The following is a 21,542-nucleotide window of genomic DNA, read 5'->3' on the forward strand; positions in this document are numbered from 1 at the left end:
CGGCTACGCCAGCTTGAAGCCGACGTAGCCGCCGTCGGCGATCTCGTCGCAGCGGCGCCGGTACTCGGGGATTCCTGCCGTGTAGCCCATGTACATCCGCTTCTTGCCGGGGACGTTGGCGCCGTTGTACCACGAGTTGCAGCTCGGATGGACCAGAACCGTCGACGCCACAAGGGATGTGGTGTGCTCGATCCACTCCTGCTGCGCCTCCGGCAGCGCATCGATCGTGCGATATCCGTTGTTTTTGAGATAGGCGATGCAGTCGCCGATCCATTCGATGTGCTGTTCGAGCGCGGTGACGAAGTTCGTCGCCGCCGACGGGCTGCCCGGGCCCTGAACCGTGAAGAGATTCGGGAACCCGGCGACCGCCAGTCCGAGGTACGACAGCGGACCCTCGCTGGCCCAGACATCCCGCAGCAGGATGCCGTCCCGCCCCCGTATGTCGATGCGCGTGAGCGCACCGGTCATCGCGTCGAACCCGGTGGCATAAATGATCACGTCGAGGTCGTAGTGCCCGGTCGATGTGTCGATGCCGCCTGGGGTGACCGTGCGGATCGGATCCTTGCGCAAGTCGACCAAGGTGACGTTGTCTCGGTTGTAGGTCTGGTAGTAACCCTGGTCGATGATCGGCCGCTTGCAGCCGAAGGGGTGGCTGGGCACCAGCGCCGCGGCGGTCGCGGGATCGTCGACTATCCGCGCGATCGCCTCTCCGTACAACGCGGTGGCCATCCGGTTGGCCTCGATATCGAAGAAGATGTCACCCCAGTTGAGCGCCCCCATGACACCGCACTCCTCAACGGCGCGCGACTGCTCCTCCCGGCTGGCCGCCTTGATCGGAGGGCTGACCAACATGTCGATCAGGACCGAGAACGCCGAGAGACGCGCCGCGCCGACCGGGTGCTGACGCTGAGCTTCCCGGATCTCGCTGTAGTTCGCCTTCATCTCATCGAGCTCGCCGTCCTCGAACCGGCGCACCTCCCACGGCAGCGTGAAAGCCGGTGAGCGCTGAAAGACGAACAGCTGCTCCACTTCCCGTGCGATGACCGGAATCATCTGCACGCCGGTAGACCCGGTACCGATGACGCCGACTCGCTTGCCCGAGAGCTCAAACCCGCCCGCGGGCCATCGGCTGGTGAACAGCGAGTCCCCCGCGAAGGTCGCCATGCCCGGAATATCGGGCTCCAGCGGCACCGACAAGATGCCGGAGGCCGCGACGACAAACGGCGCGACGAACGTTTCCCCCGTGCCGGCTTGCAGCGTCCAGGTCGCGCTGTCTTCGTCGAAGGTCATCGCGGTGACGTCGGTGTCGAACCGGATATCGCGGCGCAGGTCGAGCCGGTCGGCGACGAAGTTCAGGTACGCCTCGATCTCCGGCTGCGCAGGCATGGTCTCGGTCCACACCCACTCCTGCTGGATCTCGTCGGAGAAGCTGTAGGAGTACTCGATGCTCTCGATGTCGCAACGGGCACCCGGATACCGGTTGAACAGCCAAGTGCCGCCGACTTTTTCGGCCTTCTCCAGCACCTGCACCCGCAACCCGAGCTGTCGCAGCCGGTGCAGCATGTAGAGACCGGAGAATCCCGCCCCGATCACGAGCACGTCAGCACTGTCCATCCGGAGGACCCTTCTCTTCGTCTCACGGCGGATAATACTGTAACTATTACAGTATTGGAGGCGAATGCGGTACACCCTGGAATATCCGAGCGAACTGCCGACCGCACCCGACGACTCTCTCCTGCCGGATGTGATCCGCGACGTCGTGATGACCGCCGAAACCGCCGGGTTCTCCGCCATCGCGCTGTCCGAGCATCCCGCCCCGTCGTTGAAGTGGCGCCGCACCGGCGGCCACAACACCCTCGACCCCGTCGCGGCGCTGAGCTTCGTGGCCGGGGTCACCACCGACATCAAGCTGATGACCAACCTGTTCGTACTGCCCTTCCGCAATCCCTATCTGTCCGCGAAGGCGTTGGGCAGCCTGGACATCCTGTCGGCCGGCCGACTCATCGCCGGTGTGGGAGCAGGTTATCTGCGCTCGGAGTTCGCCGCGCTCGGCGTCGATGTCGACGACCGTGCCCACCTGCTCGACGAGGCGTTGGCCGCTCTGCGGTCCATCTGGACCGATCCCGAAAAGCCGGTCAGTGGTGTGGGATTCACGGCGATCAGCCCGATGTGGCTACAGCCACCGGTGCAGCGGCCTCATCCGCCGATCTGGATCGGGGGGAACACGGCGGCTGCAGCACGCCGCGTCGTCGAGTATGGCAGCGGTTGGATGCCGCTCATCGCGCCCGCGGGTATGGCGTCAGCGATCGGCACGGCAGCGCCGGAGGACGCTGCCGCGTTCGGCGCCCGGCTGGGCCGGCTGCGCGAGGCGATGGCCGACGCGGGACGGGACCCGGAATCCCTTGACGTTCAGGTGATCTGCCCGTGGATTGACCTCGACGACGACTCCTCACTGCGCCAGGCACAGGACACGCTGAGTGAACTCGCCGGGTACGGCGCGAACTGGGCCGTCGCGCACGTCGACGAAGCCACCCCGGCGGCGGCCGTTGCATACATCTCCGCCTTCGGCGAGGCCGTCATCGCCGGCAACTTGGTCGATTGACTCGCAGCATGGTGCGGGTATATCGGGCGGCCTCGAGCCGGCGAATCGCGTCGAGTTCGTTGCTGACGCCGACCAGCCGGTGCATTCATCGACTTCTTTCTGAAAGCACTACTGTAATACGCTTAGTACCGCTTCACGATGAGGAGGATCGCCCGTGAAAGTTCCCTTCACCTGGAAGGTCACCGGCTGGTTCATGATCGGCTGGTCGGCGGAATACGCCGTCGGGGATGTTCGGTCGCTGCGCTATTTCGGTGAGGACCTGGTGATCTATCGCGACTCCTCCGGCGAATTGCACGTGCTGGAGGGACACTGCAAGCACCTGGGCGCACACATCGGGCACGGCGGCACCGTTGTCGGCGACTGCGTCGAGTGTCCGTTTCACGGCTGGCGGTGGGGACCGGACGGCGCCAACACCCACATTCCCTACCAACCGGACCGGCCCAACAAAGGTCTTCGGCTGCGCGCCTACCCGGTTGCCGAGCAGCACGGCTGCATCTTTCTGTGGCACCATCCGGGCGGCGAGCCACCGCGGTGGGAGCTCCCGGATATCTTCACCAAGTTCCCACAGTTCACCGCCGCCCCCGACGAGTACTACCGGCCGTACCCGGAATTCTCGCGGTTCGCCGAGAACGAGCCTGTGCATCCGCAGATCGTGGCCGAAAACGGACCGGACAGTGCGCATTTCCACTACGTCCACAAAGCGACGGTCACACCGGTGTGCCTGGAATGGGAAGCGGTCGACGAAGAGTGGCGGTTCCTCACCGGCTGGCCGGACGCCCGCAGCGATGACCCGAACAAGATGGCGCTGCGCATCCACAGCCACTTCTCCGGGCTCGGTTTCGCGATCAGCGCGTTCGAAGGCTCGTCGAACCATCGGTTGATCTTCGCCTGCACGCCGGTCGACGACGAGGTGTCCAATATGTTCTATTCGATCTGGTGGCCGCGGACAGCCGGCGACACCAGTGACATTCCGCCCGATGACGTTCGCGAACGGGTGGAGAAGCAATACCTCGGTACGGTCTGGGACGACCTTGAGATCTGGCGCTACCAGAAGTATGTCGAGCACCCGGCGCTGGCCAAGGTCGATGCGAAACCGTATATGGCGATGCGTGAGTGGGCGTTGCAGTTCTATGACGTGTCGGCGGCGACGCCGGTATGAAATCCGAACTCGTCAACCCGGCGCACACCGTCGTCGTCACCCAGGAATTGCAGGGCGCCGTCGTCGGCCCGAACGCCGGACTGGCCACACTGGCCCGGGAAGCCGAGCGGGAGGCACTGCCCAACATTGCGCGCCTGCTGCCGGTGGCCCGCGCGGCGGGTGTGAAAGTGGTGCACTGCCTGGTGCAACGCCGCCCAGACGGGCTGGGCGCCAACCACAACGCCAAGCTGTTCGCGATCGGCGCCAGTGGTGTCGACATCGCGCCGGGCAGCCCCGGCGCCACGCTGTTGCCCCAATTCGGTCCCGAGCCAAGCGATCTCATGCTCAGTCGCTGGCACGGTCTCGGTCCGATGGGCGGTACCGATCTCGATGCCATCCTGCGCAACCTCGGGGTGACGACCATCGTGGCCGTCGGGGTGTCCCTCAACGTCGCCATCCCGAATCTGGTGATGGATGCCGTCAACGCCGCCTACCGGGTCGTCCTGCCGCGCGACGCCGTGGCCGGCGTGCCCGCCGAGTACGGCGCGGCCATCATCGACAACACGCTCGGACTGCTGGCCACCATCACCACCACCGACGAGCTGATCGAGGCTTGGCAGTGATCGGTGGCGCTATGCGCCCAATGCGGGCCCGATCGTCGTATTCCACGACTCCTGCATCTCGGACTCGAACAGGCCCCAGGTGTGCGAGCCCTCAGGTCGTACCACGTAGTGGATCGGAACGCCTGCGGCCGCTGCTGCATCGGCGAACCGCTTAGTGCTGTCGGCGACGATGCGCTCGATGAACCCGCCCGCGATGTTCGGGCCGAAGCCGGCAGGAAGCCGGTCGACGTCGCCCACCCCGCCGCTTTCAGATGCGGCGGCGTACACCGCGACGCCTTTGAGCCTGGGCGCGTTCTTCGACGGATCGTGTTGCACCCATATCGGCCCACCGAGCGGACCCCACATGGCTTCGGCGCTCTGACCGCCTCCCGACAGTGTCAGCGAAATGTTCTGCGCCTCATCTGGATCGGATACCGACGGGAACCCGCTGTAGGAGCCGACCGCCTTGAAGACGCCGGGTGCCTGGATGGCGTAGTCGATGGCGGTGCCACCCGTGCTTGACAACCCGCCGACGCCGTTCTTGCCGTTTGCGTGGTACTGCTTGTTGATCAGTGGCGGTAGCTCCCGGGTCATGTACGTCTGGTACTGCTTGCTGCCATCGGCCACCCAGTCCGTCCACCAGCTGAAGGCACCACCCAACGGAGACACGACGTTGACGTTCTTGTTCGCGAAGAAGCCCTGGATGTCCGTCATCCCGAACCAGGCTTTCCCTCCGGGAGGGATCGTGCCGCCCGGGTCGAGGTCGTTCCCGCCGTCGATTCCCGGCAGCAGGTAGAACGTGGGCGCACCCGAGCTGGGTGCCTTGAACACGTCGTTGACGATGACGGTGTTCATCGCGGGTGAGTACACCGACACCTTGTCCCAGCGGTCGTTGATGTGCTGGATGTCGGTGATGTAGGCGCCCTGCCCCAGGTCGGCAACGGCGACGGGTGCCGAGAGGGAGGGCAGCAGAGCCAGCGCAGCAGTCAGGCGGAGCGCACGTTTGGAGATCGAACTCCTCATGGTCGAACGGTGACGGCGAGATGTGATCACTGGGTTCCTTGGTCTCGAGACGGGTCGCGAACAGATCCATGACGCGTGCGTCAGCGCACAATTACGAAACTTTGCCTGACCACACGCAAGTGTGCAGAACGATTCGCGAAAATTGCATGCGGACTTACCGCCAACATTTCCCGAATGTGTTTGCTGTAGCGGACTTGTCGCGCCGCTAACAACAGTCGTGTACGCTACTGTAATATTTACAGTAGGTCACTAGCAGAGGGGCTGCCGTGGGAAACCGAACCCAGGACACCGACGTCGCAGTGCCGCAACTGCCCGCCGACTACCTGCGCAACCCCTACCCCTTCTTTGCCGAGATGCGCGGCGGAACAGGAATCTTCCGCGGCACGGTCATCGACCACTCCAAGACCCCCGAATCCCTTCGGCCCAAGAACGAATACGCCGCGGTGTCCTTCGATGCCGTCAACAAGGTGTTCCGTGATGGCAGGGTGTTCAACTCCAAGATCTACGACTCGACCATCGGCCTGTTCATCGGGCCGAGCATCCTGGGTATGGAGGGCAAGGCACACTGGGAGCATCGCAACCTGGTCTCGGCCGCGTTCAAGTCGAGATCGCTGTCCCGGTGGGAACCCGAAATCGTGCGGCCCATCGTCGACGCCCTGATCGACGAGTTCATCGACGCCGGCGAGGTCGACCTGGTCCGGAAGTTCACCTTCGAGTTTCCCACCCGCGTCATCACCCGGCTGCTGGGGCTGCCTGAGGAGGATCTGCCCACCTTCCGGCGCCGGGCGGTCCAGCTGATCAGCTATGCGGTCAACTACGAGAAGGCATTCGAAGCATCTGCGGCCCTCAAGGAGTACTTTCTCCAGCAGATCGACAAGCGCCGGTCCAAGCCCACCGAAGACGTCATCGGTGATCTGGTGACCGCGGAGATCGACGGCGAGAAACTCAGTGACGAGGCCATCTACTCGTTCCTGCGGCTCCTGTTGCCTGCCGGCCTGGAAACCACCTACCGGTCGTCGGGCAATCTGCTCTACCTGTTGCTCACCCATCCCGAACAGCTGGCCGCAGTGCAGGCCGACCGCGCCCTGATCCCCCCTGCGATCGAGGAAGGTCTGCGTTACGAGACGCCACTGACCACGGTGCAGCGATTCGCCACCGAGGACAGTGAGCTGGAAGGTGTTGCGATACCGGCCGGTTCGGTGGTCGACGTGTGCATCGGCTCGGCCAACCGCGACGAGCGACGATGGGAGAAGCCGGAAGAGTTCGACATCTTCCGCAAGCACATGCCGCATATCTCGTTCGCCGCAGGCGAGCACACCTGCATGGGTCTACACCTGGCGCGCATGGAAACCCGGGTCGCCGTGGAGTCGCTGTTGGATCGGTTGAGGAACATCACGCTGCTGACCGACAACGACCCGCACATCCACGGGCAGCCGTTCCGGTCACCGACATCGTTGCCGGTGACCTTCGACGCCGTCCGCTAGCGGTCAGCCCTTCCAGGGTTTGGCTTTGACGAATCCGCCTGCGTCGATGCGCATTTGAGTCCCGGTGATATAGCGCGAATCATCGCTGGCCAGGAACACCACCGCGGCCGACACATCGTAGGGTTCGATATAGGGCACCGGCATCGCCTGCATCGCGGGGAAGGACAGCTCTGCGTCGTCGCGCGTCGGCGAGGCCAGATCGGGCCGGAACACCCGGTACATGCCCTCGTTGTGCAGCATGTCGGTGTTGACGTTGGTCGGGTGCAGTGCATTGACCCGAATCATTCTCTTGGCCAATTGGATTGACAGGTCGTTGACGTAATGGGCGACCATCTGCTTGGCCAGGCTGTAGGCCGACCCGCCGGGGCCCTGGTTACTGGCACTGCCCAGTTGGGCGGCAAGGGAGCCGGTCGCGATCACCGACGCGCCGTCGTTGAGGTGCGGCATGCTGGCCTGGATCACGTTGAACACCCCGACCAGGTCGGTGTCGATGGTGTCCGACCATGACTGTAAGGTCTGCCCCTTGCCCATCGGGCAGATGCCGGCGTTGGCAACGACGATGTCCAGGTGGCCCATCTCCTCGACGGCGTCGGCGATCGTCTGCCACACCGCACTTCGCTCACGGACGTCGCAGATCGCGGAGAAGCACCGCCCGCCTTCCTTTTCCACCAACAGCGCGGTCTCGTCGAGGTCCTCCGGGCGCGCCAGCGGATACGTGTTGCCATCGAGGTCGGCGCAGATGTCGAAGATGATGACGTCCGCGCCTTCGGCGGCCAGCGCGATCGCGTGTGACCGACCTTGCCCACGGGCAGCTCCGGAGACGACGGCAACCTTGTTGTCCAACTTTCCCATTGGGCTTCCTTTCCGATTAGGACTGGCGTGGCGCGCGGAACGCCAGGGTCTTCGTCTCCAGGTACTGCTGGAATCCCTCGATGCCGCACTGGCGTCCGACGCCGCTGTTCTTGAAGCCCCCGAACGGTGCGTCGGCACCGTAGAACATTCCCCCGTTGACACCGATCGAGCCGGTACGAATCCGTCGCGCGACCGACATGCCCCGATCGATCGACCCGGACAGCACCGCGCCCGCCAACCCGTAGGCGCTGTCGTTGGCGATGCGAATTGCCTCCTCGTCGTCGCGGAACGGCAGCACCACCAGAACAGGCCCGAAGACCTCCTGCTGTGCGATCGCGGATCGGGAGTCGGCACCGACGATCACGGTGGGTGCGACGAAGTGCCCGCCCGCGAGATGATCCGGCAGACCCTCGAAACTGCTCCCCCCAACCAGGATTTCGGCACCGTCGCAGCGAGCCTGGTCGCATGCGTCCAGGACCCGTTGCTTCTGCTTCGCGCTGACGACAGGACCGACGAACGTGTCCGGCAGCGCCGGGTCGCCCACCGGCACGGCTTGATAAGCGGCAGTGATGGCGGCCAGCGCCTCGGGGTACAGCGATTCGTGAATCACCAGCCGGGTGGTCAGCGCGCAAGCCTGGCCGGCATGCACGCACACCCCCACGGCTCCGCCGATGACGTGGGCCGGGTTGGCGTCGTCGAGCACGATCAGGGCGGACTTGCCACCCAGTTCCAAGAACGTGCGCTTCATCGTCTCGGCGCCGTCGCGCATCAACTGCTTGCCGACCGCAGTGGATCCGGTGAATGACACCAGGTCCACCCGCGGGTCGGTGGCCAGCAGTCCGGCGACCGCGTTGTCGGGCGTGGGCACCACGCCCAGGACGCCGGGCGGGATGTCGGTCTGCTCGGCGACCAGCCGGCCGATGCGGGTGGCGTTCCACGGGGTGTTCGGATCGGGCTTGAGCACGACGGTGTTGCCGGTGGCCAGCGCAGGGCCGAGTTTGTTGAGGATTACTTCGATCGGGTAATTCGACGGCGTGATGGCCGCAACCACGCCGACCGGCTCCTTGACGACGGTTCGCACGTTGCGCTCCCCGAACATTCCACCGCCGTCAAGCCTTCGCTCCCAGTCGAATTGGTCGATCAGCCGGCTCGGATAGCGCAACGAGTCGGCCAGTGGCCACTCGAGCTGAGCGTCACCGGTCGACATCACCGGGCAGCCGACTTCGGCGACGAGTTCCTCGCGCAGTTCTTCCTTCTCCGACTCCAGCGCGGACTGCAGCTGAGCGAGGCAGCGCTTGCGCAGTTCTCGATTGGTGGACCAGTCGGTGTCGTCGAACGCCCGCCTCGCCGCGGCGATCGCACGTTCCATGTCGGCGTGGCCGCCGGCGGCGGTGACCCCGAGCACCCGGCCGGTGGCCGGACTCACGTTGTCGAACTCGGTACCGTCGGCCGCCGCGCACAACTTTCCGTCGATGAGCATCCGCGGCTCGGCCCTTCCCGCCGCGCGCAACCCCAGCTCGACGCTCGTATCCTGCTGGCCCACCGACGCACCACCTTCTGTTCTGGGACGGTCAACTGTAAAGGTTACAGTAGTATTCTGCGGTGGCGTTGGGCTGATTCGCTCGCCCACGGCGGCCGGGGTGTGAGAATGTGGTTACCACCGCCGGGCGAAAGGGACTGGACTTGATCAAGGTGATGGACGGCATCCGGGTACTGGAGGTCGCACAGTTCACGTTCGTACCGGCGGCCGGCGCGATCCTGGCCGACTGGGGCGCCGACGTCATCAAGGTCGAGCACCCGGTCCGCGGCGACACCCAGCGCGGCTTCATCAACATGGGCGGATTCCAGCTCGACCCCAACCGGCACCCGCTGATCGAGCATCCCAACCGCGGCAAGCGCAGCGTCGGCATCGACGTCACGACGCCGGAGGGCCAGGAGGTGCTCTACGAGATCGCCAAGACCGCCGACGTCTTCCTGACCAACTACATGCCTGCGCAGCGCCAGAAGAACAAGTTCGACATCGAGCACATTCGCGCGGTGAACCCGAACATCATCTACGCCCGCGGCAGTGCCTACGGCGACAAGGGACCCGAGCGTCTGGTCGGCGGGTTCGACGGGACCGCGTTCTGGACCCGCAGCGGCGTCGGCCATGCCCTGACGCCCGAGGAGCTCGGTGGTGCTCTGCCGCAGGGCATTCCGGCGTTCGGCGATTCCATCGGCGGGATGAACATCGCCGGTGGCATCTCCGCGGCGCTGTTCCACCGGGAACGCACCGGCGAAGCGGTCGAACTCGACGTGTCCCTGCTGAGCACCGCCTGGTGGGCGGCGGGCGCCAGCGTCACCCAGGGCATGGAAACCGGCGAGACCATGCGGTCGCTGATGCCCGGCACCACGACATCGGTCAACCCGTTCATGGCCAACTACCTGACCTCCGATGGCGGCACGATCAACCTGTGCATCGTCAGTCCGACCGGCTATATCCGCGATACGTGGGAGCACCTCGGTCTGCCCGAGCTCGCCGACGATCCCCGGTTCTCCGAGGTGATGCCGCTGATCCAGAACGCCGAAGAAGGGGTCCGACTCATCACCGAGGCGATCGCCGCCAAGCCGTTCGAGTACTGGCGCCAGCACCTCAAGACGATGAAGGGCCAGTGGGCGCCGTTCCAGAGCCTCGTCGATCTGGCCTCCGATGAGCAGGCCGTCGCCAACGACATGATTGTCGAGGTGGACGCCGCCGACGGCGGGGCGCCGTTCAAAGTGGTGCGCGGGCCGGTGCAGTTCAATCACGAGCCGCTGGAAACGACTCGCGCACCGCAGGCCAGTGAGCATACCGAACTAGTGCTGATGGAAGTCGGCATCGACTGGGATCGCATTGAGGCGCTCAAGGAGTCGGGCGCGATTGCCTAGGGGCGCGCCAACCGGAACGACCGAGTCGTCCGCCCCGTAAATGACCAGGAACGCCCCCTTCTGCATCCTGATCAACGTCGCACGGGGGAACAGATAGTTGGTCCGATATTTGGACGTCATGATCGGGTATTCATACCGCTGTCGGCGATAACATACTCGAGCCATCACTTCTAGTCGTCGCCCGTGGCGGCGATCGTTGCCGGTGGCAAGCGAGGGAGGTGGACGTGTGAGACGCCTCAACGGCATGGACGCGATGCTGCTGTACAGCGAGACGCCCAATCTGCACAACCACACCCTCAAAGTGGCCGTGGTCGACGTGTCAGACCACCAGGAGTTCGGGTTCGAGGATTTCCGACGAATACTGGCCAGCCGGTTACACCTGCTCGATCCATTGCGTTTCGTACTCATCGACATCCCATTTCGGGTGCATCACCCGATGTGGCTGGAGAACTGCGATGTGGATCTGGACTACCATCTGCGACGAGTCGAGGTGCCGAGTCCGGGCGGTCGACGCGAACTCGACGATCTCATCGGCCGAATCGCCTCCGCTCCCCTGGATCGTCGGCGACCATTGTGGGAATTCTATTTCGCCGAGGGTCTCGCCGACCATCGAGTGGCGCTGATCGGTAAACTTCATCACGCATTGGCCGACGGAGTGGCATCAGCCAATCTGCTCGCGCGCCTGATGGATTCTGATGTGGTGGAGCCGAATTGCTCGGACCTTTCCTGCCTGAGCCCGACGAAGCGTGAACTGCTGCAGGCCGCGGGGCGTGACCATCTGAGATTGATTGCAGAGTTACCGGAAGTCGCGGCTACGGCCGTGTCCGGGTACCGGCGAATGCGGCATCGTGCCCACCAGCGTGATGAGCCGCCCGACCTCGCCCGAACGCTGCACGCACCCCGTACCTTCCTCAACCACATCGTCTCTCCCACACGCACATTCGCCAGCTGCACGCTGCCCGTTTCGCACGTCAAGAACTGTGCCAAACTCCTGCAGATCACGATCAATGATCTCGTCATGGCAACGGCGGCAGGGGCTTTGCGACGACTTCTCCTGCGCTACGACAATGGCGCCGACCAACCACTGGTCGCATCCGTCCTCGCCAGTACGGATAAGTCCTCCCAACGCATTGCGGGCAACCAACTCAGTGGTATGCCGGTGTCGCTTCCGGTCCACATCGATGATCCGCTCGAACGAGTGCGGTTGGCCAAGACGAGCACCACGATCGCCAAGGAAAACTACGAGCTGCTCGGGCCGGACTTGTTCGGCCGCCTGGTGACCTATCTCCCGCCGCCCGCAGCGCCGCCCGCATTTCGTTGGGTAGCAAAACGACAATCCCGCAACCGGCTCTTCAACCTGCCGATTTCGAACGTCACCGGCCCACGGAAACGCGGCCGGTTCGGCGGTTGCCCCGTCACGGAGATCTACTCCGTCGGCCCGCTCCCACCGGGATGCGGAGTCAACATCACCGTGTGGAGTTACGTGCACCAACTCAACATATCGATCATCGCAGACGACATCACCGTACGAGACACCCATGAGATCACTGACGCGATGAGCGACGCTTACGCTGAAATATGCCACGCTGTCGGACTTCTGGACGTCGTGCCGCCCGCTGACGATGCCATGGCGCCCGCCAGGGCATCGTGGTAGTCAGCCCAACACCGGAAACCGACGTTCGCCGGCCAGACGGCCCAGCGCGGCCTGCATCAGTCCACGCACATGGACGTCGACTTCGCCGACATCCGGCTCGTCACCGAATTGACCGGCGATGTCCACGGGGGCAAGCACATCGGTGACGATCTTCGTCGGTAGCGGAATGTTGACCGGAAGAATGGCGCTCAAGCCGAACGGAATTCCTATCGTGAGCGGGAGAATGTCAGCCCGGAAGCGGGACAACCCCAGCCGTTTGGCCAACCACGTTCCGCGCGTCAGGAACAGTTGGCTTTCCTGTCCCCCGATCGAGGCAGCGGGCACGAGCGGAACGCCGGCATCGACAGCAAGTTTGACGTAACCCGTCCGCCCGTTGAAGTCGATGACATTCGACTGGCGAGTGGGCCGGTAGGCGTCGTGGAGGCCACCGGGAAACACCAACACGACACCGCCGGTACGCAGGGCGTCGATGGCAGTCTGACGGTCAGCAGGTATCAGGCCGAACTGCGACATGACGTGCGCCAGCGGTCCGGCGAACAGTGCGTCATGTCCGAGCGTGTACAACGGGCGGTCGTAGCCGAAATGCGAATAGAACGCCGACGCCAAGATCAGTACGTCCGCGGTCATCATGCCGCCCGAGTGATTCGAGACCAGCAGAGCACCCCCCGCCGACGGGAAGGAGTCGAGACCCCGCACGTCCCAGCGGAAGTATCGCTTGCTCCATGGTGCAAGGGCGCCGATCAGTTGCTCCGCCGACCGCGCGTCCCACCCACCACTGAATCGACCTTCGACGGTGTCGATAGGTGAACACCTCCCGTGCACCCGACATCACTTCGCGTACCAAATATCTGTTCCAGACTACCACCCGGGGGACGCCCTCGCGTTCAACGATTCTGACTAGGCGCTTTCGACCCGGACCGGGACGCCGGTCAGCCAGGCCATCCCCGCCAGCGACTCGACATCCTCGGGCGCGCTCGACGTCAGCCGGTTGACGTTGGACCCGCCTGCCCGATTCGCGAGTTTCCATGTGCCGGTGCCGCTGTGCCCCCAGCCGTGCGGGACGGCGACCACGCCGGCCATCAGGTCCTTGGTGGTGGTCACTTCGACCGTGATCTCGCCGTATGGCGACGACACCCGCACCACGTCGCCATCGCTGATCGCCAATTGGGCCGCGTCGTCGACGTGGATCAGCGCGCGGTGTCCCCGCTCGCCCCGCATCAGCAGCGGTGAGTTGTGCATCCAGGAATTCTCCGAACGCGGCTCACGCATGCCGATCATCCGCAATGGATAGCCCACCGGATGACCGCTGCGCGCGAGCTTCTCGACCTCGGCGGCAATACCGGGGTGGGCGAGCCGGACCCGACGGGACACATAGGCCACCGAATTACGCAGAACCCCGGTGCGGATGTGCGGTGCCAGCACCACACCGTGCGGGTGGTCCTCGGTCAGCCGGCGATGCGTCAGCCCGCCGCGACGCAGACCGAACAAATCGCCGCCTTGCGACATCCGGATCAGGGCATCGATCATCATCCGTGGCTTGAGCGCTATCCCGAAGCGGCCCAGCGCCTTTCGCATGGTGGCGAATACCGCGAACGCACGCACACTGGGCGCCAGCCGGACCGCGAGGTCTTCGACGATGTCCCACTCCGAGCGCGCCTGACCGGCCGGCGCGACGACGGCCTCGGTGGCCTGGCGAAACGGCGTGGCCTGGAACGCCTGGAACGTGTACGGGAAGTCGTCGCGTTCGTACATCGTGGTCACCGGCAGGATGTAGTCGCACCTCCCGGTCGTCTCGGTCACGTAGAAGTCAAGGGCCACAGAGAGTTCCAGCGAATCGAAGGCTGCTTCGAGTTCATCGCCGTTGGGCACCGACAGCACCGGGTTGCCCGCGGAGACGAACATCGCCCGAATCTGCCGGTCGCCCGGCGTGGTGATCTCTTTGGCCATCAGCGCGGCCGGTTCCATCGCGACGGCTATCGGGATCCCCCCGATGCGGGACCGATTGCGGTACGAACGGCGCATCGCGAGGCCCATGATCGTGGCCTGCCAGCGTCCCCCGACGGTCTCCATCGTGCTGAACACCGACCCGCCGGGGGTATCGAGGTTGCCCGCGACGAGATTCACCGCGTCGATGAGGTAGGTGGTGAGGGTGCCGTATCGGCCGACGCACGTGCCGAGCCTGCCGTAGACGGCCGCCCGCGGCGCGCGCACCAGATCCCGTGCGAGCGACCGGACGCTGTCGGCGTCGATGCCGGTGTGGGCGGCGGTGAACTCCGGGGTGAACCGCGCGCACAGCGCCCGCAGCCACTCGAGGCCGTCGGCCTGCGCCTCGACCTTCGCGGTGTCGACGAGGCCCTCGGCGAACATCACCTGTAGCAGGGACAGCAGTAGGAAGGCGTCGGCGTCCGGCACGATGGGCAGCCATTCGAACGCCGCCGCCGTCTCGGTGCGGCGCGGATCCACGACGACCACTCGCCCGCCCCGCTTGACGATGTCGTGCATGCGGTCCTTGATCCGCGGCGCGGTCAAGAAACTGCCGTGGGAGACAAGCGGATTGGCGCCCATCATGACCAGGAAGTCGGTGCGCGTCAGATCGGGGATCGGCACCGAGGTCGGCGCTCCGTACAACATCTGGCTGGCGATCAGTCGGCTGTTGGTGTCCTGGGATGACGCCGTGAAGTAGTGACCACCCGCGCCGAGGCCTTTGATGAACATCAGCGCCGCGAACGTGTGCGCGTAGCTGAAGGCGCCCGGGTTGCCCATGTACCAGCCGACCGCGCCCGCGCCGCGGGCCTCCAGAATCCGCGTCAACCGGCCGGCGATATCGGACAGTGCCTCGTCCCAGCTCACGGGCTGGTAGCCATCGGCAGTCTTGCGCAGCGGCGTGGTGACCCCGTCCGGATCGTTCTGCACCTCGGTGAACGCGATGCCCTTCTGGCAGGCGAAACCGGCCGAGAGCGGATGGTCCTTGTCTGGACGCAACGCCGTCAGACGGCCGTCCTCGACGGTGGCCACCATGCCGCACAGCGGTTCGCAGATGCGGCAGAAGGTGGTCTTGTGCTCGATGTTCGACGCCACACAGGCCAGGATACTGTAAGTGTTACAGTTCGTTTGCCCGTACGGCGGATCCCGAGAGGAAGACCATCGATGAACGATGTCGCCATCATCGGCGTCGGCCTGCACCCGTTCGGCCGATTCGAAGGCAAATCCGCGATGGAAATGGGTGTCGACGCCATCTTCGCCGCTGTCGCCGACGCCGGCATCGAGTGGAAAGACGTCCAGTTCGCCACGGGTGGCAGCTGGACTGTCGCCAATCCCGACGCGATCGTCGGCATGGTCGGGCTCACTGGGATCCCGTTCACCAACGTCTTCAATGCGTGCGCGACGGCGGCCAGCGCCGCGAAGGCGTGCGCCGACGGGATCCGGCTGGGCGACTATGACATCGGCATCGCGATCGGCTTGGACAAGCACCCGCGCGGCGCCTTCACCGAGGATCCCGCCCTGGTCGGTATGCCGCGCTGGTACGCCGAGAACGGCCAGTACCTCACCACCCAGTTCTTCGGCATGAAGGCCAACCGCTACCTGCACGACCACGGGATCTCCCAGGCCACACTCGCCAAGGTCGCGGCCAAGAACTTCCGCAACGGCGCGCTGAACCCCAATGCGTTCCGGCGCAAGCCCATTCCCGAGGAAGAGATCCTCAACTCGACGATGCTGAACTATCCGCTGACCCAGTACATGTTCTGTGCGCCCGACGAGGGGGCCGCGGCCGTGATCATGTGCCGCGCCGACATCGCACACCGCTACACCTCCAAGCCGGTCTACCTCAAGGCCGTCGAGGTCCGCACCCGAACGTACGGCGCCTACGAGGTCAACACCACCTTCGGCCCGGTCGACGAGGTCGCCGCACCGACGGTGTTCGCGGCCCGTGCCGCGTTCGAAAAAGCCGGTGTGGCACCGCAAGACGTCGATGTGATCCAGCTGCAGGACACCGATGCCGGCGCAGAGATCATCCATATGGCCGAGTGCGGGTTCTGCCCGGACGGTGATCAGGAGCGGTTACTGGCCGACGGCGAGACCGAGATCGACGGCTCGATGCCGATCAACACCGACGGGGGCCTGATCGCCAACGGTGAGCCGATCGGCGCCTCCGGGCTGCGGCAGATCCACGAGATCGTCCGGCAGCTGCGCGGCGAGGCCGGCGACCGCCAGGTTCCCGGTGAGCCGAAGGTCGGCTTCACCCAGTTATACGGCGCACCGGGTACCGCAGCCGCGACTGTTCTCACCCGCTGAGCCATGGGCGTTCTCGACGGTGTGCGGGTTCTGGACTACGGCCGATTCATCGCCGCGCCCTGGTGCGGCGCACTGCTCGCCGACATGGGCGCCGACGTCCTGCGGGTTGAGAAGCGGGAAGGCGGCGAAGACCGCTGGGTGCAATCGGTCACCAGTGGTGGCGAGGGCGGCACCTTCCTGCAATGCAACCGCAATAAGCGCTCCCTGACGCTGGACTCGACAACGCCGGAGGGCGCCGCCATCACCCGCCGGTTGGTCGCCCGGTCCGACATCGTGATCGCCAACATGCCGGCCGCAGGGATGCGGGCCAGCGGCCTCGACTATGAATCGCTGCGCGCCGTCAAACCCGACATCATTCTGGCCAGCGCGACCGCATACGGCGAAGGCGGCCCCTACAGCGACCGCATCGGATTCGACGGCGCCGGGCAGGTGATGTCCGGCGCCGTCTATCGACAGGGCCTGCCCGAGTTGCCGATCCGCACCGTGGTACCCCAGGCTGACTTCGGCACCGCGCTCACCCTGACCATCGGGGTCATGATGGCGCTGTACCACCGCAGCCAGACCGGGCAGGGGCAGCACGTCGAAGGTGCTTTGCTGCCAACGGCTTTGATGCTGTCCAACGCCTTCCTCATCGAGCGCGAGCTGCTCGGTGTGGACAAGCCCAGGGCGGGCAACCGCGGCACCTCGGTCGCCCCGTGTGACCTCTACGAAGTGTCCGACGGCTGGGTGCTGCTGCAGATCGCCGGTCAGCCGATGTTCAAACGGTGGTGTCGGTTGATCGGTCGGGAGGAGCTGTTCGACGATCCGCGCTTCGCCGACGACGACTCGCGCTGGGAAAACGGGGATGTCCTCAACGACCTGATGCAGCAGTGGTGCGCCGGCAAGACCAAGGCCGAGGTGCTCGCGCAGCTCGAATCGGCGAAACTGCCTGCTGCACCGTTGAACTCGCCGCAAGAGGTCCTCGACGATCCGCACGTCGCGGCGATGGGCTACCTCAAACATGTGCCGTTCCCCGGCGCGTCTCGACCCGTTCCCCTCATCGAGACACCGTTTCGCCTCTCGGCGACACCGGGTTCGATCCGGCACCGGGCTCCGTTGCTCGGCGAGCACACCGATGAGGTGCTGGCCGAAATCGGTTACAGCGCTGCGGAGATCACCAAGCTGCGCGGCAACAACATCGTCTGAGAGCCGGCGGAACGTTTCACTTGACATCGAACATATGTTCGAATAGAGTCAAAGCATGAACGCCGCAACCGCGGAACTCATCCGGATCGCCGAGGAACTGCGCGACCTGGAACTCGACGATGGTGACGTGATCGGTGAACTACGGGCGGTGCTGGCGGTACGCCATCTCGCCGACCACCGGACTGCGATGCTGGCCAACGTTCTGGCGAATTCGGAGGTCACGGTCCATGGCGGGCGACGACCGCGAGAAGTCCTGATGTCGTTGGGGTGCGCACCATCAGTGGCCGCGCGAATGCTCCGTGTCGGGACGGCCGCTGAGGCGTTGCCCGTGGTGATGGCCCACGCTGCCGACGGGGCGTTGTCCGGTGAACACGTGGATGCAGTGGTGAAGGGCGTCAACCATATTCGGATACGGGCGGCGAAGCCGGTTGATGAGGACACCCGGTATCGGCATCAAGTCGATCTATTGGGTCAAGCCTTGTCCGGGGCCACTCCGGTCGAGATCGCAGACCGGGCAAGAAAATTGGGCAACCAGATCGCCGGGGAGAAGGGTGGATTGCCGGCGGCAGAGGATCGCTCGATCAATGAAATGCACTGCGTCAAGACCTGCGACGGGCGCTGGAGGGTGCGGGGGGATCTGGATGCCGAAGTAGGGGTCAAACTCGCCGCCGCCTTGGAGGAAGGGTCAGCACCACGCCCCGAGCCCGACGGCACACCTGATCCCCGGCCTGCCGAGCGGCGCCGCGCCGACGCCCTGGAAGCGGTACTCGACACCGCCTCACGCGCCGGTGACAGCGCGTCAGCGCCGCGCACGCAGTTGTTGTTGACCGTGCCTGCAGACACCCCCGATGCGGCAGAGCTGGAATTCATGGGACCGATCAGCCTCGCTAGCCTGGGCAGGTTGTCCTGCGACACGAGCGTCACCACGATCATCGTGGACGGACACCGGGTTCCCCTCGACATGGGGCATGACAAACGCCTGTTCCCACCTCATCTGCGCAAAGCGCTGTATCTGCGGGATCGGTGTTGTATCAAGTGCGGTGCCCCCGCCAGCAGAACCCATTGCCACCACATTCAGCACTGGATCCACCAGGGCGAAACCAGCCTGAACAACGGCTGCCTACTCTGCCCAGGCTGTCACGCCGATGTCCACCACAACGGCTGGAACGTCATCCTCGGCTACGACAAACACCCGTGGCTCATCCCGCCCGCAACGGTCGACCCAGAGCGAACACCACTACCCGCATACAACCGGCGCACCATGCACCTCGACAAAGCCGCCTAGCCGTAAAAACTGAAATCTGCTATGCACCTTGATAATTCCACAGTGACACCACCCACGACCAACGTCGCCGCTACGCAGAAGATCTTAAGGGCCTCACTGGCTGATCAGCTCAGCACCTTCACCGGCACGTTGCTCCAGCCCGCGACATTTTGCATGTTGACCCGCCTACAGCTGCTGAAATCCACTTCGTAGCGGGGCATGAAATCCAGCATCTTGTCCAGTGCGATCGCGCTTTCCAACCGGGCCAGAGCCGCACCCAGGCAGCTGTGGATTCCGTAGCCCAATCCCAGGTTCTGGGCCTGTGTGCGGTCCCGGTCGATGTCGAATCGGTCGGGTTCGGTCCATGCCAGCGGGTCGCGGTTAGCTGATCCGCCGACCAAGAAGACCGGCTTCCCGGCGGGGATGGTGATGCCGTGCAGGGTGACCTCACGTAGCGAGCAGCGCACGTTGTACTGGGCGGGAGCTTCGTAGCGGAGCAATTCTTCGACGGCCAGCGGGACCTTGCTGCGGTCACGTTGCAGAAGCTCCCACTGATCGGGGTTCTGCGCGAACACCACCGCCGCGTTGCCGATCAGCTTGGTCACCGTCTCCGCGCCCGCACCACCCAATAGCGTTGCGAATTCAGTGATCTCGATATTGTCCAGCGGCTCCATCTGACCGTTGTCGCGTTCGATCTCGGCGCAGATGAGCTTGCTCAACAGGTCGTCGCCGAGGTTCTCCCGGCGCTTCTTGATCAGCCGGAAGTAGTAGATCGCCATGTCTACGGCGGCTTTCTGGCCTGACTCGGTCATCTCGACGTCGCCGCTCTCGCGGTGCAGCAGTTCGTCGATCCACAGCCGGATCTGCTGCCGGTCGTCGGCGGGCACATCCTGCATGGCGGTCATGATGTCGACCGGGAACAGTGCCGAGAAGTCCTGCACGAAGTCGAATCCGGCCGGATCGACCGCGGAGAGATGCTTGTCGACCAGTTCGACGACCAGCGCCCGCTGCGCTTCGATCGCCCGTGGGGTGAACACCTTGTTGAGCAGACTGCGCATCCGGCGGTGTGCGGGCGGGTCCATCGCGATGATCGACCCATGCTTGGTGACCTCGCCCTTGCGCACCTGACCGAGATCCACGCCGTACGCCGAGGAATAGGTCTCGAAGTCCTTGTACGCGGCGGACACGTCGTCGTGCCGGGTCAGCGCGTAGAAGTCGTACTGGTGGCTGTAATAGACCGGCGCTTCCTCGCGCATCCGCCGGTAGGTCTCGTAGGGGCTGACGAAGAAGTCTTCCGAGAACGGATCGAAGACCACCGATGTCGTTGTCATGTCGACGTCGAGACCTTCTTCGCCGGTGGGGAGTAATTCGGTTTGCCCAGCCCGAGGACATGCTGCGCGATCATGTTGCGGAACACCTCGAGCGTGCCGCCGTAGATCCCGAACAGCGGAGCGAACCGGAAGGCGTATTCGGATGCGCCGTCATCAGCCGCCCCTTCGGTGTCGACGGGCAGCACCGAGGCGGCACCGGCGAGATCCATCAGATCCGGTGCGATGTCACGCATCGTCTGAGCCTGGGCCACCCGCCCGAAAATGCTTGGCGTGGAAAGGGACGTCTCCAACCGAGCGGCAGCGCGCCCGAGCCGGTACGCGACGGCGCCGTCGTCGACCATTCGCTTTCCCGCGGCGTCAACCTGCCCGACCCTGGCGGCGACGGCATCGACGGCGGCGGCCATCACGCCGGCCTGATGGGCCATGATCGACACGTCGGAGAGCCCGTCGGCTACCGTCGGTGCGGCACCGTGTTCGGCGTCCAGCGGCCCGCGCAGCACCGTCCAGCCCCCGTTGGCTTCGCCGAGCAGATACTTCTCGGGCACCCGGACGTCGGTGTAGTACACGATGTTCGTCCGGTCGCCGTCGACCGTGCGGATGCCCTGGATTTCGATGCCCGGCAGGTCCAGCGGCACCAGAAACATGCTCAGGCTCTTGTGCTTTGGCGCGTCGGGATCAGAGTTGGTGAGCAGGAAGACGTACTGGCAGTTGTGCGCACCGGTGGTGAACATCTTCGAGCCGTTAATAATCCAGTGATCGCCGTCTTGGACCGCGCGCGTCTTGCAGGTCGCCACATCCGAGCCGCCCTCGGGTTCGGTGTAGCCCAGGCACATGCGCGCCGTGCCGTCGAACACTCGCGGCATCACCTCGTCGACCAGTTCCGGCTTACCGAAGGCAGCGACCGCCTTGGCGACCATCGTTGTGGTGCCCCACGTCACCCACGGCACGTGTGCCCGGCGACGCTCGAGGTCCCAGATCCGGCGCTGGATACGGCTGAATCCGGCGTCGGTCCCCGTATTGAACTCCTGCTCAAGGTAACCGCGCGCGCCGAGGGCCAGGTGCACACCCTCGTGGAAGTTGTCCCCGGTCTGCCGGTCATGCAGGCGGACCTCGTCGGTCACCAGCTCGGACAGGAAGGTCCGCAGCTCGCGTTGGAACGCCGCATCATCGTCGCTCAGTTCGACTTCGGTGAAATCCATCGCAGCTC

General features: G+C 64.8%; 17 protein-coding genes. 9 read left to right on the forward strand and 8 right to left on the reverse strand.

Translation table 11 applies throughout. The features are described 5' to 3' along the window. Window positions 1-3: 3 nt before the first annotated feature. Window positions 4-1,614 carry an NAD(P)/FAD-dependent oxidoreductase gene (locus tag AB431_RS24910; RefSeq protein ID WP_047332191.1) on the reverse strand — a complete coding sequence of 537 codons (1,611 nt, stop codon included), beginning with the start codon at window positions 1,612-1,614 and terminating at the stop codon, window positions 4-6. A 64-nt stretch (window positions 1,615-1,678) separates the two neighbouring features. Here AB431_RS24910 and AB431_RS24915 point away from each other — a divergent pair, with 64 nt between their 5' ends. The 3 genes from AB431_RS24915 to AB431_RS24925 all read left to right on the forward strand — a co-directional run bounded on the left by AB431_RS24915 (window position 1,679) and on the right by AB431_RS24925 (window position 4,363). Next, window positions 1,679-2,602, forward strand: a complete 924-nt coding sequence (locus AB431_RS24915; RefSeq protein ID WP_047332192.1) for a TIGR03619 family F420-dependent LLM class oxidoreductase — start codon at window positions 1,679-1,681, stop codon at window positions 2,600-2,602. Between the two features lie 154 nt (window positions 2,603-2,756). Further along, the gene (locus tag AB431_RS24920) at window positions 2,757-3,761 is read left to right on the forward strand and encodes an aromatic ring-hydroxylating dioxygenase subunit alpha (protein WP_047332193.1); all 1,005 of its coding nucleotides are present in this window, start codon (window positions 2,757-2,759) and stop codon (window positions 3,759-3,761) included. Further along, window positions 3,758-4,363, forward strand: coding sequence for a cysteine hydrolase (locus tag AB431_RS24925; protein WP_047332194.1), 606 nt, complete (start codon window positions 3,758-3,760; stop codon window positions 4,361-4,363). Before AB431_RS24920 ends, AB431_RS24925 begins: the two co-directional genes overlap by 4 nt. Before the next feature lie 9 nt (window positions 4,364-4,372). Here the strand turns inward: AB431_RS24925 and AB431_RS24930 are convergent, their stop codons facing one another. After that, window positions 4,373-5,365, reverse strand: a complete 993-nt coding sequence (locus tag AB431_RS24930; protein ID WP_047332195.1) for an alpha/beta hydrolase family protein — start codon at window positions 5,363-5,365, stop codon at window positions 4,373-4,375. Between the two features lie 353 nt (window positions 5,366-5,718). Between AB431_RS24930 and AB431_RS24935 the strand changes: the two genes are divergently transcribed. Continuing rightward, window positions 5,719-6,849 carry a cytochrome P450 gene (locus tag AB431_RS24935; protein ID WP_082135957.1) on the forward strand — a complete coding sequence of 377 codons (1,131 nt, stop codon included), beginning with the start codon at window positions 5,719-5,721 and terminating at the stop codon, window positions 6,847-6,849. Between the two features lie 3 nt (window positions 6,850-6,852). Here AB431_RS24935 and AB431_RS24940 read toward each other — a convergent pair whose 3' ends face one another. After that, window positions 6,853-7,701 carry a mycofactocin-coupled SDR family oxidoreductase gene (locus tag AB431_RS24940; RefSeq protein ID WP_047332196.1) on the reverse strand — a complete coding sequence of 283 codons (849 nt, stop codon included), beginning with the start codon at window positions 7,699-7,701 and terminating at the stop codon, window positions 6,853-6,855. A gap of 16 nt (window positions 7,702-7,717) precedes the next feature. Further along, entirely contained in the window at window positions 7,718-9,181 is a 1,464-nt protein-coding gene (locus AB431_RS24945) for an aldehyde dehydrogenase family protein (protein ID WP_082135958.1), read from the reverse strand. A 215-nt stretch (window positions 9,182-9,396) separates the two neighbouring features. Between AB431_RS24945 and AB431_RS24950 the strand changes: the two genes are divergently transcribed. Continuing rightward, window positions 9,397-10,608 (forward strand): CaiB/BaiF CoA-transferase family protein, encoded by a 1,212-nt coding sequence (locus tag AB431_RS24950; protein ID WP_047333784.1) that lies wholly within the window; start codon window positions 9,397-9,399, stop codon window positions 10,606-10,608. A 226-nt stretch (window positions 10,609-10,834) separates the two neighbouring features. Continuing rightward, window positions 10,835-12,262 (forward strand): wax ester/triacylglycerol synthase family O-acyltransferase, encoded by a 1,428-nt coding sequence (locus AB431_RS24955; protein ID WP_047332198.1) that lies wholly within the window; start codon window positions 10,835-10,837, stop codon window positions 12,260-12,262. Here the strand turns inward: AB431_RS24955 and AB431_RS24960 are convergent, their stop codons facing one another. Both AB431_RS24960 and AB431_RS24965 read right to left on the reverse strand, forming a co-directional pair. Further along, a complete protein-coding gene (locus AB431_RS24960; RefSeq protein ID WP_047333785.1) occupies window positions 12,263-13,063 on the reverse strand; it encodes a lysophospholipid acyltransferase family protein in 801 nt (266 codons plus the stop codon). A 96-nt stretch (window positions 13,064-13,159) separates the two neighbouring features. After that, window positions 13,160-15,340 carry a molybdopterin-dependent oxidoreductase gene (locus tag AB431_RS24965; protein ID WP_047332199.1) on the reverse strand — a complete coding sequence of 727 codons (2,181 nt, stop codon included), beginning with the start codon at window positions 15,338-15,340 and terminating at the stop codon, window positions 13,160-13,162. Between the two features lie 69 nt (window positions 15,341-15,409). Between AB431_RS24965 and AB431_RS24970 the strand changes: the two genes are divergently transcribed. The 3 genes from AB431_RS24970 to AB431_RS24980 are packed head-to-tail and all read left to right on the forward strand — an operon-like array spanning window position 15,410 to window position 19,025. Then, entirely contained in the window at window positions 15,410-16,555 is a 1,146-nt protein-coding gene (locus AB431_RS24970; RefSeq protein WP_047332200.1) for a thiolase family protein, read from the forward strand. Window positions 16,556-16,558: 3 nt separating this feature from the next. Next, entirely contained in the window at window positions 16,559-17,740 is a 1,182-nt protein-coding gene (locus tag AB431_RS24975) for a CaiB/BaiF CoA-transferase family protein (protein ID WP_047332201.1), read from the forward strand. Between the two features lie 55 nt (window positions 17,741-17,795). Further along, entirely contained in the window at window positions 17,796-19,025 is a 1,230-nt protein-coding gene (locus tag AB431_RS24980; protein ID WP_047332202.1) for an HNH endonuclease signature motif containing protein, read from the forward strand. A gap of 104 nt (window positions 19,026-19,129) precedes the next feature. Here AB431_RS24980 and AB431_RS24985 read toward each other — a convergent pair whose 3' ends face one another. Then, entirely contained in the window at window positions 19,130-20,335 is a 1,206-nt protein-coding gene (locus AB431_RS24985; protein WP_047332203.1) for a cytochrome P450, read from the reverse strand. Continuing rightward, a complete protein-coding gene (locus AB431_RS24990) occupies window positions 20,332-21,534 on the reverse strand; it encodes an acyl-CoA dehydrogenase family protein (RefSeq protein WP_047332204.1) in 1,203 nt (400 codons plus the stop codon). The genes AB431_RS24985 and AB431_RS24990 overlap by 4 nt, the downstream gene beginning before the upstream one ends. Window positions 21,535-21,542: the final 8 nt, after the last annotated feature.

It is taken from the genome of Mycobacterium sp. EPa45 (assembly GCF_001021385.1).
Lineage (GTDB): Bacteria > Actinomycetota > Actinomycetes > Mycobacteriales > Mycobacteriaceae > Mycobacterium.

Excerpts from the sequence above, each read along its gene's own strand:
- AB431_RS24910 (WP_047332191.1), bottom strand. The coding sequence starts at position 1,614 with ATGGACAGTGCTGACGTGCTCGTGATCGGGGCGGGATTCTCCGGTCTC.
- AB431_RS24915 (WP_047332192.1), top strand. The coding sequence starts at position 1,679 with ATGCGGTACACCCTGGAATATCCGAGCGAACTGCCGACCGCACCCGAC.
- AB431_RS24925 (WP_047332194.1), top strand. The coding sequence starts at position 3,758 with ATGAAATCCGAACTCGTCAACCCGGCGCACACCGTCGTCGTCACCCAG.
- AB431_RS24930 (WP_047332195.1), bottom strand. The coding sequence starts at position 5,365 with ATGAGGAGTTCGATCTCCAAACGTGCGCTCCGCCTGACTGCTGCGCTG.
- AB431_RS24935 (WP_082135957.1), top strand. The coding sequence starts at position 5,719 with ATGCGCGGCGGAACAGGAATCTTCCGCGGCACGGTCATCGACCACTCC.
- AB431_RS24940 (WP_047332196.1), bottom strand. The coding sequence starts at position 7,701 with ATGGGAAAGTTGGACAACAAGGTTGCCGTCGTCTCCGGAGCTGCCCGT.
- AB431_RS24945 (WP_082135958.1), bottom strand. The coding sequence starts at position 9,181 with ATGCTCATCGACGGAAAGTTGTGCGCGGCGGCCGACGGTACCGAGTTC.
- AB431_RS24950 (WP_047333784.1), top strand. The coding sequence starts at position 9,397 with ATGGACGGCATCCGGGTACTGGAGGTCGCACAGTTCACGTTCGTACCG.
- AB431_RS24970 (WP_047332200.1), top strand. The coding sequence starts at position 15,410 with ATGAACGATGTCGCCATCATCGGCGTCGGCCTGCACCCGTTCGGCCGA.
- AB431_RS24975 (WP_047332201.1), top strand. The coding sequence starts at position 16,559 with ATGGGCGTTCTCGACGGTGTGCGGGTTCTGGACTACGGCCGATTCATC.
- AB431_RS24980 (WP_047332202.1), top strand. The coding sequence starts at position 17,796 with ATGAACGCCGCAACCGCGGAACTCATCCGGATCGCCGAGGAACTGCGC.
- AB431_RS24985 (WP_047332203.1), bottom strand. The coding sequence starts at position 20,335 with ATGACAACGACATCGGTGGTCTTCGATCCGTTCTCGGAAGACTTCTTC.
- AB431_RS24990 (WP_047332204.1), bottom strand. The coding sequence starts at position 21,534 with ATGGATTTCACCGAAGTCGAACTGAGCGACGATGATGCGGCGTTCCAA.